Source organism: Actinomycetota bacterium (assembly GCA_030774015.1).
Lineage (GTDB): Bacteria > Actinomycetota > UBA4738 > UBA4738 > JACQTL01 > JALYLZ01.
This window is the reverse complement of sequence record JALYLZ010000057.1, coordinates 1-16,186: the sequence shown is the minus strand read 5'-3', so window position 1 is coordinate 16,186 and position 16,186 is coordinate 1. Positions and strand designations below refer to the sequence as shown.

The window sequence follows — 16,186 nt, the reverse complement described above, 5'->3', positions numbered from 1 at the left end:
GGCCAGTCCCCACCCAACCCCACGCTGCGCGAACCCGCCGGCCTTGGCGCTCCTTCGGCGGGCGTTCGACCAGACCTCGTGACCGTTCGGTCCCCCGCCGAGATCGTCCGCTTGTTAGCGTGACGGCGTGAGGACGGCTCCGGCCACGCGCGGCACTCCGGGCTCGGCGAGCGGGATGGGGCGGCGCCACGTAGAAGCAGCGGTTCGGCGGATGTGGCCGGTCGTGGCGGCGGGCGGGATGTTCGTCGGGGCGTTCCTGCTGTATTTCCTGGTGTACCGGGTGCGGCATTTCTCGCTGCCGCTGGGGTGGGACACGCCGTGGTACGTGTACCGGGCGGACTTCGTGGCGCACGTGGGGCTGGGGCCGCTGGACACGTCGGCGCGGCCGGGCCACGAGCTGTTGTCCGCCGTCCTGGGGTCGCTGACGGGGCTGTCGCAGCTCCAGCTCCAGGTCGTGGTGCCGTTCGTCCTGGTCGGGGCCTTCGCGCTGGCCATGGGAGTCATGGTGGCCGAGGGGCTGGGAACCGGCGAGGCCTGGCGGTGGGCCGTCGGCGCCGGTGTCACGGCCGCCTTCATCGGCACCACCCGGCTGGTCGGCGAGAACGTGGCGAACCTCATGGAGCTGCTGTTCGTGGTGGTGGGCCTGCTGCTCCTGCTGAGGTTCGTGCGCACCGGCCGCGGGTTCGTGGGAGCGGTCCTGATGCTGGTGGCCGCCGGGCTGTCGCACTGGGTCTTCCTCGCGGTGTTCGGCGTGGTGATGGCGGTGTGGTTCGTGCTCGCGCTGGTCGTCCTGAGCCGGGAACGAGCCGCCGGCGTCCCGCTGCACCGCACCGAGGCCAGCGCCGTGGGGCTGGCCGGCGCGATCACCGGAACGGCCATGGCCGTGCTGATCTACCCGGTGCTGCACAGCACGTTGCAGACGCTCGAGCTGCACGAGAGCAAGACCAGGTTCCTGCCGAAGCTCCGCGAGGACCTCTCGGCCATGGTGGCGCCGGCCATGGGCGCCGTTGTCGCCGTCGGCGCCGCGGCGGTGGCCGCGGAGGAACGGAGGACGGGCTTGACCAGGCGGTGGCCGTTCCTCCGCCTGATGGCGGCGTGGGCGGCGGTCACGCTGGGCGGCGTGGTGGTGAGCATCGTCACCTTGGCCGTGCCGCCGCATCGCTTCCTCACCCTGTTCATGGTGGGGCCGGGGGTGGTGCTGGCGGCCGCGGCCGTGTGGACGGTGGCCGGGACCGTGGCCCGCCGCGTGGGCCGGCCCGCCGGCGTGGCCCTGGCCGTCGTGGCGGTGGCCGCGCTCGCGATCCCCTCCATTGAGTGGTGGTACGGCCCGGCGGACCTGAAGGGGCCCGAACAGTGGTTCGACGCCACGGCGTTCCAGCAGGCCCGCGAGACCGTCCCGTACCTCGATCGCCTGCCGCCGGCGCAGCCGGTGGTGTTCCTGGTCGGGCCGCTGGGCTCGTCGGGTTCGATCTCCGCGGCGCTGAAGGAACGGACCATCCGGGCGGCGCTGCCGCCGTCTCGCCAGGAGAGCGTCTTCGTGGTCCCCGGGGAGCCGGCCGACCTGCTGGCGGGGCGGTTCACCCGGGTCCCGAACCCGGACGTGAACGCGCACAACCTGCCCTACTGGCAGACCGCTCGGCCGGCGCTCGCGGCGGGGGCCCCCGTGCTGCTCGTCCAGGAGCTGGGGCCGAAGGAGTTCGAAGCGGCGACGGCGAAGCTGGACGCGCCGGTCATCGCGCCGGGAGTCGCGTTGCTCCGAGGGCCGCGTCCCCCCGGCCCGCTCCCCTCCGTGGCTCCCCTGCGGCCGGTGTTCACGACCGAGCGGGGCATGATCGTCGCCCTCCTGCTGGTGGTGCTGATGACCGTGGCGGGCTGGGGGTGGACGGAGTGGTTGCTGGGACCGGGGGTCGCGCCGCTCCTGGCGATCTCGCTGGCCCCGGCGGTGGGTGCGGGAATGGTGGTGCTGGGCGGCCTGGTGACGGCGAAGGCCGGGTTCGCACTGGGGGGCGCGGCCGGTGTGGTCACCTGGGGAGCCGTGGTCATAGTGGGGAGTTACCTGGGTTGGGTGCACCGACGGGTCAGACGGAAGGAAGCCCCGCCAGCAGCGCCCTGACGGCCTGGCCCGGGTCCGCGGCCTCGGTCACGGCCCGGACCACCACGATGCGGCGCGCCCCTGCGTCGACCGCGTCTGCAAGCGTGTGGCGGTCGATTCCGCCGATGGCGAACCACGGCCGTTCGACCGTCGCGGCGGCGTGGCGGACGACCCCGAGCCCGGTTCCCGGCCGGCCCGCCTTGGTCGGGGTGGGGTGGACGGGTCCGGCCGTCACGTAGTCGGCCTCGGGCGGTGCGGCGTCGAGCTGTTCCTGCGAGTGGCAGGACAGACCGACGATCGCGTCGGGGCCCAGGATTCGCCGCGCCACCTCCGGAGGGAGATCGTTCTGGCCGACGTGGACGCCGTCGGCCTCGAGGGCCAGCGCGACGTCGGGGCGGTCGTTCATCGTGAACAGCGCGCCGTGGCGCTCGGCCGCCTCCCGGAACGTCTCGCCCCACCGGAGCAGGTCGCCCGCCTCGGCCTCCTTCTCCCGGAGCTGGACGATGTCCGTGCCCGCCTCGAGGATGGCGTCCAGGAATTCCTTCAGGTCACCGCGATCCTGACGAGCCCCGGTGACCACGTACAGGCGGGATCGGGCCAGGCGTTCGCGGCGGCGTGCCGGGTCCATCGCCGGCGCAGCCGCCTACCGGCCACCGCCGGCCACGGCGCGGACCAGCTCCAGCCGGTCTCCCCGTTCCAGGGCGGTGGTCTCGTATCCGGCCCGCTCGAGCGCCTCGCCGTTGCGCTCGACGACCACGTAGCCGGGATCGAGTCCGCGGAGACGGATGAACCCGGCGACGGTCAGACCGGGCTCGACCTCGTACGGCTTGCCGTTGGCGACGACCTCCACGGCTCCAGTGTAGGAGCCGGGCTCAGGCCGCCACGCGATCCCGGGCCCGCCGGACGCCCAGCCAGATCAGCACGGCCACCAGGGCCAGCATCAGCGTGATGGGCAGGAGGTAGCCGAGGCCGACCACGACCGAGTACACGACGCCGAAGAAGCCCTTCACCGCGCCCTTCCACGCCCCGCCGATGGTGTGATGCGTGGTGGTCTGGGGCGGCTTCGGCGTCTGCGGCTCCCGCTCGTACAGCGTGAGCTGGATGGTCCCGAGGTCGGTGCGGTTCTGGAGGGCCCGGATCGAGCCCTGGAGCTCCTCCACCTCGAGCTCGGCGCTGGACAGCGCGTTGCTCACCCGGAGCGTCGCCGTCACCGTGGGGGCCTTGGCCAGCAGCCGTCGGAGCACCGTCACCTTGTCCTGGGAGTTGTGGAGGCGTGCGGCGAGGTCCACGAACTTCGCCGTCACGTCCTGGCCGGAGATGGACGCCCGGTCCACGTGGCCGAGATTGCGGAGCTCGTTGAGCACCCCCTCGAAACGGTCCGCCGGCACGCGGATGGTGATGGTGCCGGAGTGGGTCCTGCCGTTCTCCACGCTGGACGTGGCGACGTAGCCGCCGCTGGCTCCGGCGATCTCGGTGGCCTTGGCGAACTGCTGGTCGAAGCTACCCTTGGCCACGCGGACGGCCAGCGCGGCGGTCTTCACGATGCTCGGCCCGACGATTGGTCCGGCGGGGCTGGACGTCGATGGTTGGGTGCTGCGCCCGGGTGGGCCGGTGGAAGCCGGGCTGGGTTCCGCTGCAGGCACAGCCGGGGCGAGTTCCTGAAGGGACAAATGGCGCGCCGGAACGGGCCCGCCGGACGAGGCCCTCCCGGCCGACCTGGTGGTAAAGGCGAGATCGAGGGACGCGGACGAGCCGCGCGTGGCGAAATACCCGATGCCGCCGGCAATCGCCAGGAATGCCGCCACCCCGGCGGACACCAGCCGTACTGACATCCCCCGCCGCCACGACGCCCGGCTCCTCCTCGCGGGCGCGGCCGCCGGTTCCGCTTCCCGGCGCGCAGCAGCCATCAGGTTCCCTTCCAGCTCGCGCAGGTACTCGATGTCGGTCTTCACGTCACGTCACGTTCCTTTCGCGCCCAGCTCTGGCACCTGGCCTTCCAGCAGCCCGGACAGCCGCTTCAGCCCCCGGCTGACCCTGGCCCGGGCGGCCTGCTCCGTACACACCAGCGCCTCCGCGACCTCCGCATACGGCCGCCCCTCGACCACCCGTAGCGTCACCGCCTCCCGCTGCTCGTCCGAGAGCAGCGAGAACGCGTCCGCCACGGCCCGGCGGACCTGGTCGAAGTCCACCAGCTCCTCGATCCGCTCGTAGTCCGCGTCGGACACCTCCTGCTCCGGCAGGCCGATCCGCTGCCTGGCCCGGGCGTCGACCGCGCCCCTTCGGAAGAAGTGGGCCAGCTGGTGCCGGGCGATCCCGTACAGCCATGCCTCCGCTCCCCCGCCCCGAGGCCGGAACCTGCCGCGAGCGGCGAGCGCCGAAGCGAACGTCTCGGCGGTCAGCTCCGCGGCCGCCTCCGGGTCGAACGTGCGCCGGGCGAAGAACCGCAGAAGGGCCTCCGCGTGCCGTCGGTAGAACGCCCCGAACGCTTCCGGACGCGTCCGGGCCAGCAGGAGCAGCTCGTCGTCGGTCAGTTCCTCGAACACGGGCCCCGGTCTTCTCGACGTCTCGCCCGTACTATGCCGCCGGGCGCCTGCCGTGTGACGGTCGCCGCGCCCGAGCCGTTCCTTGCCGCCGGCCCGGTCCCTGCGCTGTAATGGCCGTCCGCCATCCGCCGTCAGCCGTGCTCGTCCGGAGGTCCGTGTGGTCAACCGCATCCTCGTCGCCACCGACCAGTCCACCACTGCCACCCGGGCCGTGGAGTGGGCGGCGAACATGGCGGACCGGTATCAGGCCGAGCTCCTGGTCCTCCAGGTCATCGTGCCGGACACGGGCGGCGGCGCGGAAGAGCCTCGGCCCGTCGAGCCCCAGGTCACCGCCCAGGCCGGACGCTCCCTGGAGGAGCTGGCGGCCCGGCTTGCGGGGGCGAGGGGCCGGGCCCGGGTGGCCGTCGACCCGGACCCCGCCCGGGCCATCGCGGACGTCGCCGCCCAGGAACACGTGGACGTGGTGGTGGTGGGCAACGTCGGCATGAGCGGGCGGAAGAAGTTCCTGCTCGGGAACGTGCCCAACCGCGTGTCCCACATGGCGCGGTGCTCGGTGATCATCGTGAACACCGACCCGGACCAGACCGCCCGGGTCGAGGTCCCGGCGCCGTCGCAGGGGGACGGCGCCACGGAGCTCCCCGCCGGCCACCTGTTGAAGCGGGCCACCCGCATCGGCCGAGTCATGTCGAAGTACGACGTCCGCGAGCTGTTCCAGCCGACCGCGACGCCGGACGAGGAAGCGACCACCCGGGCCCGGGCCCGCCAGCTCCGGGCGGCCATGGACGAGCTGGGTCCCACGTTCGCGAAGCTCGGCCAGATCCTGTCCACCCGGCCCGACCTGCTGCCGCCGGCGTTCGTGGAGGAGCTGGCCACGCTCCAGGACCGGGTCACGCCCTTGTCGGAGGAGGAAGTGGTCTCGGTGATGGAGGAGGAGCTGGGCGTCCCGTGGGAGGACGTGTTCGCCAGCATCGATCCGGAGCCCCTGGCGGCCGGGACCATCGCCCAGGTCCACCGGGCCACGCTCGAGACCGGCGACCGGGTGGTGGTGAAGGTCCAGCGCCCCACGGCCCGCCGCGACATCATGGAGGACCTCGGGCTGCTGGAGCTGTTCGCGGAGAAGACCCGCGACCGGCCTGCGTTCCGCCAGGTGTTCGACATGCCGGCCATCATCGAGCACCTCTCGGAGTCGCTCCGCCGCGAGCTGGACTTCCGGCAGGAGGCCCACAACATCGAGCGGATGCGCCAGGTGCTGGAGCCCTACCCGCGCCTGGACGTCCCGTACCTGTACCTCGACTACTCGTCCGCCCGGCTGCTGGTGATGCAGGAGGTGGAGGGCGGGCCGATCCGCGACGCGCCGCTGGGGACGGCCCGGACCGAGGCCGCCCGCCAGCTGCTGGAGTCGTACTACCGGCAGATCCTGACCGACGGGTTCTTCCACGCCGACCCGCATCCGGGGAACCTGAAGTGGTGGAACGACCGGATCTATTTCCTCGACTTCGGGATGGTCGGCGAGGTGGAGGCGGACGTCCGCGAGCTGCTCCTGCTGCTGATCATGGCGTTCGCCCAGAGCGACCTGCACTTCCTGGCCGACATCACGCTGATGCTGGCCGGCGAGGATCAGCGCGGCGACATCGACATGGCCGCGTTCGAGAACGACCTGGAGCAGGTGCTGAAGAAGTACCGGCACCTGTCGCTGCGCGAGATCCAGCTGGGGCCGATCCTGCAGGAGATGACCGAGATCTCGATCCGCCACGACGTCCGGCTGCCCACGTCGCTGATGCTCACCGGCAAGGCGCTGGCGCAGATGCAGCTGGCCACCGCCGAACTGGATCCGGAGCTGGACCCGTTCGCCGTGGCGGGGCAGTTCGTGGTGAAGCGGCTGACCGGGCAGATCCGCGACCGGGTCAGCCCGCAGCACCTGTTCTACGAGGCGCAGAAGCTGCGGGTCCGGTTCGGGCGGATGATCGAGGCGGTGGAGCGGCTGGCCGGCGCGCGCCCCGGTCCGAAGCTGCAGGTGCTGTTCCGGGGAACGGAGCGGCTGGAGGAGACCATCCGCCGCACCGGGCGGCGGCTGGCCCTGGCCATCGCCGGCGCGAGCGCGTTCGTCGGCGCCGCCATCACGGTGATCAACGGAACCGTGGCCTCGTGGATCCCGATCACCATGGGGTCCGTGGCGGGCGTGCTGCTGATCGGACTGGTGGTCGACCTGCTGCGAAGGAACCGCTAACGCTTCTCGGGCGGCGGGGCCGCCGTGGCGGTCGCGGTGACGTGGGCGCCGCCGTCCGGCTCCCCGATCGGCCGGGGCCGCTTCGTCCCGCCCTGCCGCAGCGCCTTCAGCAGCCGTCGTTCCACCACGAACGCGGCCACCGTCATGCCGACGCCGAGGATGGCGCGTTCCACCACCCGGAGCACGCGCCGACGGGGGGCGGCCTTCCGGGTCACGCCGGCGCGACCTCCACGCAGCAGTAGCCCTCCTCGGTCCAGGGCCGGGCGGTGACGCCCTCGGCTCCCAGGCCGTCCACCAGCCCCAGCAGCAGGGAGTGGTTCATCGCGCACACCAGGTGCCGGTGCTCATCGAGCAGCTCATGGAACGGGCAGTTCCGCAGCAGGATCCGGCGCTCGTGGCGCTCGGGCTCGAATCCCAGACCGTAGAGCACCTCGAACACGCCGCCGCCCGTCGAGGCGCCGTCGCCACCCCGCTCCCGGCCCAGCCGGAGGCCCGTCCGCCGGCCCACCCGTCGGACCGCGGATTCGGCCGACTCGTCCGGGCGTTTCTCCTCCACGGCCTCGGCCAGGACGTTCCCGGCCAGCGCGGTGCGGGTCTCCGGGAGGGTGAAGGCGAGCCGGCGAGCCGGCGGGCCGAGGGCCGGTACAGCTTGGCCGGCCGGCCCGCGCCGCGCCCCGTCCGCCCGCTCAGCCTGCGGAACTCCACCGCCAGCAACCCGGCGTCGGCCAGGCGGTCCAAGTGGAACGCGGCAAGGCTCCTCGAGATGCCGCACGCGGCGGCCGCCTCGTCCCGGCCCACTGCCTGGTGCCGCCAGCGCACGTAGTCGTAGAGCCGCCGCCGGAGCGGCTCGTCCAGCAGCGAGATCGCGGCGATCTGTCCGGTGCCACTCATCGGTCGTCGATTGTAAGAGCAATGGAACGTTGCACCAGCCCTCGGCCCTGTCCCCAGAAGGGTCGGAGGGTGTACAAACGCCCTGTTGTGGCTTCGGACACGCGCATCGGCACCACCATCGCCGGGTACCGAATCGAGTCCGTGCTTGGCCGGGGCGGCATGGGCGTGGTGTACCTGGCCGAGCAAGCAGCCTTGTCCCGGAAGGTGGCGCTGAAGGTCATGGCACCCGAGCTGGCCTCAGACCCCAGGTTCCGGGATCGGTTCCTCCGGGAGTCCAGGGTGGCGGCCTCCTTGGAGGATCCAAACATCCTGCCGGTGTACGAGGCCGGGGAAGCGGACGGCGCGTTGTTCATCGCAATGCGTTACGTGCGCGGCACGGATCTGCGTCGACTCATCGACGCCGAAGGACGCCTGGAGCCGGGCAGGACCGTGTCCATCCTGTTGCAGGTGGCGAGCGCCCTGGACGCTGCCCACGCCGAGGGCTTGATCCACCGCGACGTGAAACCGGCCAATGTCCTCCTGGTGCCCGGGACCCCGGACAAGGTGTACCTGGCCGACTTCGGCCTGACCAAGCGGGCCACCTCGGACTCCGGGGTCACCGGGACAGGCCAGTTCGTGGGGACCCTCGACTACGCGGCCCCCGAGCAGTTCACCGGCGAACAGCTGACCCCACAGACCGACGTGTACTCCCTCGGGTGCGTGCTGTACGAGTGCCTGACGGGGGAACCGCCCTTCCCTCGGGACCGGGAGGCGGCGGTCTTGCACGCCCACCTGAACGAACCGCCGCCGAAGCCGACGACCAGGCAGGAGCTTCCGGAGGCACTCGACCGAGTGGTGGCGAAGGCCATGGCCAAGAAGGCAGAGGATCGGTACGCGACCGCAGGAGCCCTGGCCGCTGCGGCTCGGGATGCGTGCGCACCCATCCTCCCGGCGAGACGCCCGAGCGGGCGCCGGGCCCTCCTCCCATTGTCCACGGCCTTCGTTGTGGCCCTCGCGGTCATCGCGGTCGTCCTCGCCCGGTCGGGAAGAGGCCCCGTGACCTCCACGCCTCCCACAGGCTCGACGGCGAGCGCTCCAGGCGGCCCGCCGGTCGGGTCGGTCGTGGAGATCGACCCGGCCACGAATCGGATCCTGGGGACCGTTCGTGGCGTGTCCGTCAGCAGCGGCGGCGGGGCCGGCGGCTCCAACGGGACCGGCGGCATGGCCGCGGGCCAGGGAGGCGTGTGGGTCGTCTCCGGGTCGAACGTGGCCCACGTCGACGCGTTGACGAGAACCCTGCGCCAGACCATCCCGTACGGGAGCTTCGGCGACGTCTCCCTTGCGGTGGGCTCCCGCACGGTCTGGCTACTGCACAGCGGCTTGGGCGCCACGCCGTTTGTCGATCGACTCGACCCCTCCACCGACAAGTTCCTCCGATCGGTCCCGATCGAGGAGGGCCGCCCCGTGTCAGTGGCCGCGGGAGGTGCCTTCGCGTGGATCGCGACCACCGACGGCCACGTCATCCGACTGGAGGGGGCCACCGGGAGGATCCTCGGGTCGTGGACACTTCCCGGACGGGTGGATGTCCTCGTCTACGGGCCGGGCACCCTGTGGGCGGCGGACCTCCTCGGCGGCACGGTGTACGAGATCGACCCCAGCACGGGGGAGACGACGGGTTCCGTGAGCGTACCCGGGAGCATCGACGGACTCGCCGCCACCGAGGAGGCATTGTGGATCCTCGACTCGTTCGTCGGAACGGTCACCCCCATCGAAGCGGGGTCCAAGTCCCTGGGGGATCCCATTCCCGTCGGGGTCGACGCCAGTGGCATCGCCGCCGGCCTCGACGCCGTCTGGGTGTCGTCATTCGACGGCTCTCTCTATCGCGTCGACCCGGCCGTGAAGGAGGCATCGCCGATCGATATCGGAGCTCCGCTGGCGGCGGTGGCCGTGGACGAGGAAACGGGAACGGTGTGGGTCACCGTGGGACGGAAGGCGAACGCCTGAGTCCTGTCAGCGCACCGTCGAGCGCCGCGAGAGCATGCGCTCCGCATTGGGAGTGACGCGCGACCAGTCTTCCCACACGGGGTCGTAGCCGAGGTCGCGGAGCTTCGCCGCCACCTCCACCGGCGAACGAAGGTCCGCCACCTCGAACTGCTCGGTGGCCTCCCTCGGCTGCTCGTACCCGCCGGGCTCGGTGTGCGAGCCCGCGCTGGTGTGCGTGATCCCCACGCGGAACAGACCGTCCCGGAGCTCTGGCCGTTCGCGCGCCGACAGCACCAGGCCGGCGTCCGGGAGCGCCAGCCGCAGCGCCGCCACCAGCTGCACCAGCTCGCGGTCGGACAGCAGCGTGGGGGGCTGGAACCCGGCGGCGCTGGGCCGCATCCGCGGGACCGACACGGCGACCTGCGAACGCCAGTAGTGGCGCTGCAGGAACCGCGCGTGGGCCGCCACGCAGATGGCCTCGTAGCGCCAGTCGTCGTGCAGCCCGTACAGCGCCCCGATCCCGATCCGGCGCATCCCGGCCCGCGCGGCCCGCTCCGGCCCCAGCAGCCGCCACCGCTCGTGGCGCTTCCGGCCCGCGAGATGGACCTTCGCGTAGGTCTCCGGATGATAGGTCTCCTGGTAGATCACCACGCCCTCGCAGCCGGCCTGGGCCAGGCGGCGGTACTCCTCCTCGCTCCAGACCTGGACCTCGACGGAGACCTGGGGGACCTCGCGGGCCAGCAGCCGGATGCGCTCCTCCAGGAACTCCACACCGGTCAGGCGCTCGTGCTCGCCGGTCAGCAACAGGATGGACCGGAAGCCCTGCCGCAGGAGGTGGCGCGCCTCCTCCAGCGTCTCCTCGCCGCTCAGCGTCTTGCGCGCGATGGGCAGCTCGCGGGCGAAGCCGCAGTACGCGCACGTGGTGAGGCACTCGTTCGACAGGTACAGGGGCGCGTACATCCGCATGGTCCGGCCAAACCGGGCGATGGTCAGTCGCCGCGAGGCTGCCGCCAGGTCCTCCAGCCTGGACGACGCCGCCGGGGAGAGCAGCGCGGCGAAGTCCTCGAGCGTGCGTTCCAGTGGGTTCGTCCGGAGAGCCGCCTCCACGCGGGATGGCCCGGCCGACTCCGCCACAGCGAGCAGCTGCGGAATGGGCAGCCGCTCCAGCCCGTCGGCGAAGGTCGTGGGCGGAGCCGGGTGGACGAACCCATCGCCGTGGCGAAGAGCCGGGTGTTCCTGGGGCTTGAGCCCGTGTCCGCCCGTTCGGACCTCGGCGCGGCTCACGGCTCGGTCACCGCGGCGTCGGCCTGCGACGTGACCAGCCGGTCCAGGAACCCGGTCAGCGGGCTGGACGGCTCAGCCACCTCACGCTGGGGCCCTCGCCCGGCGACGTACGCGCGCCGTCCCGCCTCGACCCCCAGCGCGAACGCCCGGGCCATGGCCGCCGGGTCCCGCGCCACCGCGATGGCCGTGTTCACCAGGACCGCGTCCACCCCCATCTCCATGGCCTCGGCCGCATGCGACGGCGCTCCCAGCCCGGCGTCCACAACCACGGGCACCGTGGCCTGCTCCACGATGATCTGGATCGCGTCGCGGGTCCGGACGCCCTGGTTCGACCCGATCCACGAGCCGAGCGGCATGACCGTCGCGCACCCCACCTCCTCCAGGCGCTTCGCCAGCACGGGGTCCGCGCCGATGTAGGGCAGCACCGTGAACCCGTCGGCCACCAAGAGCTCGGCGGCCCTCAGGGTCTCCACGGGGTCGGGGAGCAGATAGCGCGGCTCGGGCGTGACCTCGAGCTTGATCCATTCCGGAAGACCAGCGGCCCGAGCCAGCCGGGCGATGCGCAGCGCCTCCTCCGCATCCACCGCCCCGGAGGTGTTCGGCAGCAACAGGTAGCGAGAGGGATCGATGAACTCCAGGATGTCCGGACCGCCGGTGGCCTCCAGGTCCACCCGGCGCAGGGCCACCGTCACCATCTCGGTCTCCGACGCGTCGAGCGCGTCGCGCATGAGCTCGAACGAGCCGAACTTGCCCGTCCCCACGATGAGCCTCGACCGGAACTCGCGGCCGGCAACGACGAGCGGATCCTGGGTGGGGGCGTTCTGCGCTGCCATGTCTCCCTCCGCCGGCATTACCCGGTTCAGGTCCTCGGGTCGCGGGCGCGTGAGCCCGCCTCTCAGCCCGGTTGCCCGAGCTCCCCGGAACGACTTCGTAGCCAGTATAGGCAATCACCCGGCGGAGCCGGCAGGTGGCGAAGGGAACCGCATGCGGGCGGCGGCAGTATGTTCGGTCAGGATGCACAAACGCGTCGGTCCCTTGGCGATGATGCTCGCGCTGCTGGTTGCCTGCACCGGAGGACCCGATCGGGCCTCCGTGAGCTCTCCTGCTTCGCCGAGCCGGTCGGCGTCGTCCTCTCCGCTCCCGCCCCTGTCATCGGTGGCGCGCGCCGCACGGATCGGGGCGCACACCTTCGTCCGGACCTGCGAGAGCAGCGTCTACGGGAAGCTCAGCCGCCGCTCCATCCAGGCCGCCGTCCAGGCGGGGCCCCTGTACCTGATCGGACTCCCGGGGTACGCCCACGCTGCGGCGAGCTGGTTCCGCAGACCGAACGGCAGACTCAACGGGGTCAAGGTGCTGGCGGTGGTGCGGCGAGAGGCGACGCTGTCCATCGCACCGGCCGATCGGCGCCATGCCTCGCTCATCTACGACCCGAGCCGATTCAGTGCCCACCGGGTCGGCCGCGGCGACTACCGAGTCACGTTCCAGGTGTGCCACCCCTCGCCGGACCGGTTCGGCACCCAGTTCAACGGCGGCTTCCTGGTGGACGGCGTCCGATGCGTCGCGCTGGACGTGGCGTGGGACGGAGGAGCCCACCATCGCCGGATCCCCGCATCCTTCGGGGCGGGCCACTGCCGAGGATGACGCAGCCCTTTGCGCCCGACCCGTCGTCGTATCCCGCTTGACGCCGCCCTGGAGCCCTACGACCCCGATCCCACCGAGACCCACACCTTCCGGGAGGGGTCGTCGACGGCGACCTGGGCCAGGGGCGCTCCCACCTCGACCCTCGATACGTCCAGGGTTGCGGGATTGATCCTGTAGAGGATCCCGCCCGCGTCCGTCACCCACACGGATCCCGCCCCCACCGCGATGTGCAACGGCGAGCGCCCCACCCGGATGACGGTCCCGACCTCATACGTCGTGGGGTCGATGGGGGTCACCGTCCCGGCAGCCGCGTCGAGGACCCACACCCGTCCCAATCCAGCCGCGATGCCGTTCAGGCTTCCCTGGAGGTGGATCGTCTTGGTTATGTCCGCCGTCGCCGGGTCGATCCGGACCACGATGCTGTCAAAGTTGTCCTTGGCCCACACGGCTCCCTCGCCCACCGCCACTCCATCCAGGGAGAGACCGGTGTCCTTCCGGACTGCCACGGTGTTCGATCGTGGATCGATGCGTTCCACCGTGCCGTCCTCGAACACGGCCCACACCCCTCCCTCGCCGATCGATAGGTGGGCTCCTTCCTGGGTGATTCCGGCGGACGCTGCCGATCCGGGGATCCGGCCGATGATCTCGTCAGTGGCCGCGTCCACCCGCTTCACGGTCAGTAATCCGCTGCCCTCGGCGCCGGAAGATCCGGAGTAGGCAAGGGTCCACACGCCGTGGGCTCCCACCGCCATCCCCCAGACGTTTCCGATCATGCCGTGGCGCTTCCCGGTCGAGGCATCGAGATGGACCAGGAAGCTCGCCTGCGCTTGGGCCGGCAGAAGCGCCCAGACGCCTCCCTCCCCCACCGCCAGGCCTCTGGTTCCGTCGACGTCGGGGATCGTCTTCACCACCCGCCCGGTGGCCGCATCGATCTCGACCAGCGAGTCTGCCGGGGGCGGCGCGACGGTCGACGGCCCGGCGCTGGACGGCGACGCGGCGGGACGCCCACCACCGCGACTCAGGGCCACGATCACGACGGCGGCGATCACAACGGCAAGGGCGGCGGCGCCGGGTCCGAGCCACACCTTCCTCCGCCTCGGCGGCCCCGGTGGCGGTTCCGTCCCTGGCGCGGATGCAGCGATCGCGCCTCGGGCGGCCTGGGCCAGCTCCCCCGCGCTCGGGTACCGGTCGTCCGGGCGCTTGGCCATGGCCTTCGACACCACGGCGTCGACGGCGGGGGGAAGCTCCGGCCGGGTGGCCGTCACCCTGGGCGGCGGGTCGTTCAGGTGGGCGTACATCACGGCGATCTCGGGGTCGTGGGCGAAGGGGGGCTCCCCCACCAGGCACTCGTACAGCACGCACCCCAGGGAGTACACGTCCGTGGGGGGATCGACCGGCTCTCCCAGGATCTGCTCGGGGGCCGCGTAGTCCACCGACCCCATGAACTGCCCGGTCTTCGTGAGCCCGGTGTCCGCCTCCCGGCGCTTGATCAGGCCGAAGTCGGTCAGGTAGGTGTGGTCGCCTCGTCCCACCAGGATGTTCCCGGGCTTCACGTCGCGGTGGATGAGGCCCCGCTCGTGGGCGGCGTCGAGGGCCTGGGCCACCTGGGCGACGATCGCCGCGGCCCGGTCGGGCTCGAGCGGCCCGTGCTCCTCGATGAGCCTGGCCAGGTCGGTCCCCTCCACGAAGCGCATGGCGATGAACAGGACGCCGTCGTGCTCCCCCGCCTCGTAGATGGGGACGACGTTGGGGTGGTCGAGGGAGGCCGCCAGGCGGGACTCCCGCACGAACCGTTCCCGGAACCGCTCGTCGTCGGCCAGCTCGGGGTCGAGGAGCTTCAGGGCCACCTTGCGGCCCAGGCGGGTGTCCTCGGCCAGGTACACCCGGCCCATCCCACCCCGGCCCAGCAGCCGCTCGATGCGGTAGCCGGCCAAGGTGGTACCGATACGGGTGTCCTGGACCATCTCGGAGTGCGTTCTACACGGGCTGAGCCCGTTGGGAAAGGCCAGGGTCAGCTCCCGGGCCCGAGGTGGCGACGGAGCGCTTCCAGCCGGCCGTCCCACTCGGCGCCGACTACCGCCATCCACGCCACGGCCTCGGACAGCGGCGCCGGCGTCAGGCGGTACCGCTTCTCGCGACCGGTTCGCACGCCCTCCGCCAGACCCGCCTCGGCCAGCGCCTCCAGGTGCTTGGCCACCGCCTGGCGCGTCACCGGCAGCGCCGCGGCCAGCTGCGTCGCCGTCACGGGGCCGGACTCCGACAGCGCCCGGATCACGGCCCGGCGCGTCGGATCGGCCAGGGCCGAGAACACGGCATCGACGCGGTCGCCGGTCACGCCGACACCCCTGCCCGCGCATCGGCCCATGGCCTCGCCGGGAACCCCGGCCAGCCGGACTCCGTGACGGTCAGCCGGGTCGTCCCGGCAGCGAGCCGCTCCAGGACGAACTCCACCCTCGTCCCCATTCCCGGCGGTGCGCCCTCCCGCTCGTACGGCCACCACCGGAACGCCAGCCTCCGGGGCGGCTCGACCACCTCGACCCGGATCCGCCGGACCGCGCCGTCCTCCCGGCGCGCCAGCCCTCGCCCGCCCGGCCGGAGGTCCAGCTCGACGTCCCCGCCAATCCACGCCGACAAGCGCCGGGCCTCGGTCAGGGCCGCCCACACCTCCGGCACGCTCGCATCGAGCACGGCGTGGCGTTCGACCCGATCGATCTCATCCATGGTCTGTCTTGCAACCATTGGGTTGCTCATCATACGCTAGTGCAACTCACAGGTTGCAGGATATCGGAAGGGAGCGCTCGATGGAATCCAACGGCCAACCGCTTCACGAACGCCTGCCGGACATCGCCTACGCCCGGCTGTTCGAGCACCGCGTGGTGTTCCTGCGCGGCCCGATCCAGGACAGCGTGGCCGACGACGTCGCGGCCCAACTCCTGGCGCTGGACGCGAGGTCGGACGACGACATCACCCTGTGATCGACTCTCCCGGCGGCGACGTGACGGGGATCTTCACCATCATCGACACCATGCTCGTGCTCCGCTCGCTCGTGAACACCCGCTGCGTCGGCATGGCCGCGTCCGCCGCCGCGGTCATCCTGGCGGCCGGGACCGGCACGAGGTCGGCCACGGCCAACTCCCGCGTGCTGCTGCACCAGCCCCACGGCGGCGTCACCGGTTCCGCGAAGGACATCGAGATCCAGGCCCGGGAGTTCGCCTACCTCCGCCGCCGCGTCGAGGAGATCCTTTCGGAGCGGACCGGCCAGTCGATCGACAAGATCCGCGAGGACACCGATCGCGACTACTGGCTCACCGCCGAGGCCGCCAAGGACTACGGCCTCATCGACGAGATCCAGCAGGAACGCTCGGGCCTGCGGCTCAAGCTCGTTCGGTAGCCGCGCAACAGGCCGCGGGCTCGGCGCATCCTAGTGCGCCGCCTGCAAAATGGCTTTACAACGGTTGACCTTCTCCACGATTGACGCCACGGTCGCCGTCCACACGAACGGGTTGGGGGCCTCGTTGTAGGCGTCGAGGTAGGCGTGGATCGCCT

The 16,186-nt window shown here is 71.8% G+C and carries 14 protein-coding genes, 3 pseudogenes and 1 riboswitch; of the genes and pseudogenes, 5 read left to right on the top strand and 12 right to left on the bottom strand.

Annotated features, from left to right (window positions below; translation table 11 throughout):
- Window positions 1-127: 127 nt before the first annotated feature.
- Window positions 128-2,113: a hypothetical protein gene (locus M3Q23_05805; GenBank protein ID MDP9341612.1), complete on the top strand. Its 1,986-nt coding sequence runs from the start codon at window positions 128-130 to the stop codon at window positions 2,111-2,113.
- Here M3Q23_05805 and thiE read toward each other — a convergent pair.
- The 4 genes from thiE to M3Q23_05785 form a co-directional block, all read right to left on the bottom strand.
- Window positions 2,079-2,720 carry a thiamine phosphate synthase gene (gene thiE, locus M3Q23_05800; protein MDP9341611.1) on the bottom strand — a complete coding sequence of 214 codons (642 nt, stop codon included), beginning with the start codon at window positions 2,718-2,720 and terminating at the stop codon, window positions 2,079-2,081. The two genes, M3Q23_05805 and thiE, sit on opposite strands and share 35 nt — an antisense overlap.
- A gap of 15 nt (window positions 2,721-2,735) precedes the next feature.
- Window positions 2,736-2,942 (bottom strand): sulfur carrier protein ThiS, encoded by a 207-nt coding sequence (thiS, locus tag M3Q23_05795; GenBank protein ID MDP9341610.1) that lies wholly within the window; start codon window positions 2,940-2,942, stop codon window positions 2,736-2,738.
- A 22-nt stretch (window positions 2,943-2,964) separates the two neighbouring features.
- On the bottom strand, window positions 2,965-3,633 hold the full coding sequence (locus M3Q23_05790) for a DUF4349 domain-containing protein (GenBank protein MDP9341609.1): 669 nt from the start codon (window positions 3,631-3,633) through the stop codon (window positions 2,965-2,967).
- A 417-nt stretch (window positions 3,634-4,050) separates the two neighbouring features.
- Window positions 4,051-4,635: a sigma-70 family RNA polymerase sigma factor gene (locus M3Q23_05785; GenBank protein MDP9341608.1), complete on the bottom strand. Its 585-nt coding sequence runs from the start codon at window positions 4,633-4,635 to the stop codon at window positions 4,051-4,053.
- A gap of 157 nt (window positions 4,636-4,792) precedes the next feature.
- Between M3Q23_05785 and M3Q23_05780 the strand changes: the two genes are divergently transcribed.
- Window positions 4,793-6,862, top strand: coding sequence for an AarF/UbiB family protein (locus tag M3Q23_05780; protein MDP9341607.1), 2,070 nt, complete (start codon window positions 4,793-4,795; stop codon window positions 6,860-6,862).
- On the opposite strand, the gene M3Q23_05775 is transcribed toward M3Q23_05780, so the two are convergent.
- The 3 genes and pseudogenes from M3Q23_05775 to M3Q23_05765 form a co-directional block, all read right to left on the bottom strand.
- Window positions 6,859-7,077, bottom strand: coding sequence for a hypothetical protein (locus M3Q23_05775; GenBank protein MDP9341606.1), 219 nt, complete (start codon window positions 7,075-7,077; stop codon window positions 6,859-6,861). The genes M3Q23_05780 and M3Q23_05775 overlap by 4 nt on opposite strands.
- The gene (locus M3Q23_05770) at window positions 7,074-7,418 is read right to left on the bottom strand and encodes a hypothetical protein (protein ID MDP9341605.1); all 345 of its coding nucleotides are present in this window, start codon (window positions 7,416-7,418) and stop codon (window positions 7,074-7,076) included. The genes M3Q23_05775 and M3Q23_05770 overlap by 4 nt, the downstream gene beginning before the upstream one ends.
- Window positions 7,419-7,621: 203 nt before the next feature.
- Window positions 7,622-7,753, bottom strand: a pseudogene (locus M3Q23_05765) (transcriptional regulator).
- Between the two features lie 87 nt (window positions 7,754-7,840).
- Between M3Q23_05765 and M3Q23_05760 the strand changes: the two are divergent.
- Window positions 7,841-9,736: a protein kinase gene (locus tag M3Q23_05760; protein ID MDP9341604.1), complete on the top strand. Its 1,896-nt coding sequence runs from the start codon at window positions 7,841-7,843 to the stop codon at window positions 9,734-9,736.
- A 6-nt stretch (window positions 9,737-9,742) separates the two neighbouring features.
- Here M3Q23_05760 and thiH read toward each other — a convergent pair whose 3' ends face one another.
- Together thiH and M3Q23_05750 are read right to left on the bottom strand one after the other, a co-directional pair.
- Entirely contained in the window at window positions 9,743-10,999 is a 1,257-nt protein-coding gene (gene thiH, locus M3Q23_05755) for a 2-iminoacetate synthase ThiH (protein MDP9341603.1), read from the bottom strand.
- Complete coding sequence (locus tag M3Q23_05750; protein MDP9341602.1) at window positions 10,996-11,832, bottom strand: thiazole synthase; 837 nt, start codon at window positions 11,830-11,832, stop codon at window positions 10,996-10,998. The genes thiH and M3Q23_05750 overlap by 4 nt, the downstream gene beginning before the upstream one ends.
- A riboswitch (TPP riboswitch) is annotated at window positions 11,818-11,929 on the bottom strand. It overlaps the preceding gene by 15 nt.
- 225 nt (window positions 11,930-12,154) lie before the next feature.
- Between M3Q23_05750 and M3Q23_05745 the strand changes: the two genes are divergently transcribed.
- Window positions 12,155-12,640 carry a hypothetical protein gene (locus M3Q23_05745; GenBank protein ID MDP9341601.1) on the top strand — a complete coding sequence of 162 codons (486 nt, stop codon included), beginning with the start codon at window positions 12,155-12,157 and terminating at the stop codon, window positions 12,638-12,640.
- 1,175 nt (window positions 12,641-13,815) lie between these two features.
- On the opposite strand, the pseudogene M3Q23_05740 reads toward M3Q23_05745, so the two are convergent.
- The 3 genes and pseudogenes from M3Q23_05740 to M3Q23_05730 all read right to left on the bottom strand — a co-directional run bounded on the left by M3Q23_05740 (window position 13,816) and on the right by M3Q23_05730 (window position 15,361).
- Window positions 13,816-14,604: pseudogene (locus M3Q23_05740) on the bottom strand (serine/threonine protein kinase).
- A gap of 47 nt (window positions 14,605-14,651) precedes the next feature.
- Window positions 14,652-14,975, bottom strand: a complete 324-nt coding sequence (locus tag M3Q23_05735) for a winged helix-turn-helix domain-containing protein (GenBank protein MDP9341600.1) — start codon at window positions 14,973-14,975, stop codon at window positions 14,652-14,654.
- Complete coding sequence (locus M3Q23_05730) at window positions 14,972-15,361, bottom strand: SRPBCC domain-containing protein (GenBank protein MDP9341599.1); 390 nt, start codon at window positions 15,359-15,361, stop codon at window positions 14,972-14,974. The genes M3Q23_05735 and M3Q23_05730 overlap by 4 nt, the downstream gene beginning before the upstream one ends.
- 80 nt (window positions 15,362-15,441) lie before the next feature.
- On the opposite strand from M3Q23_05730, the pseudogene M3Q23_05725 reads away from it, so the two are divergent.
- Window positions 15,442-16,031, top strand: a pseudogene (locus tag M3Q23_05725) (ATP-dependent Clp protease proteolytic subunit).
- Window positions 16,032-16,186 lie beyond the last annotated feature (155 nt).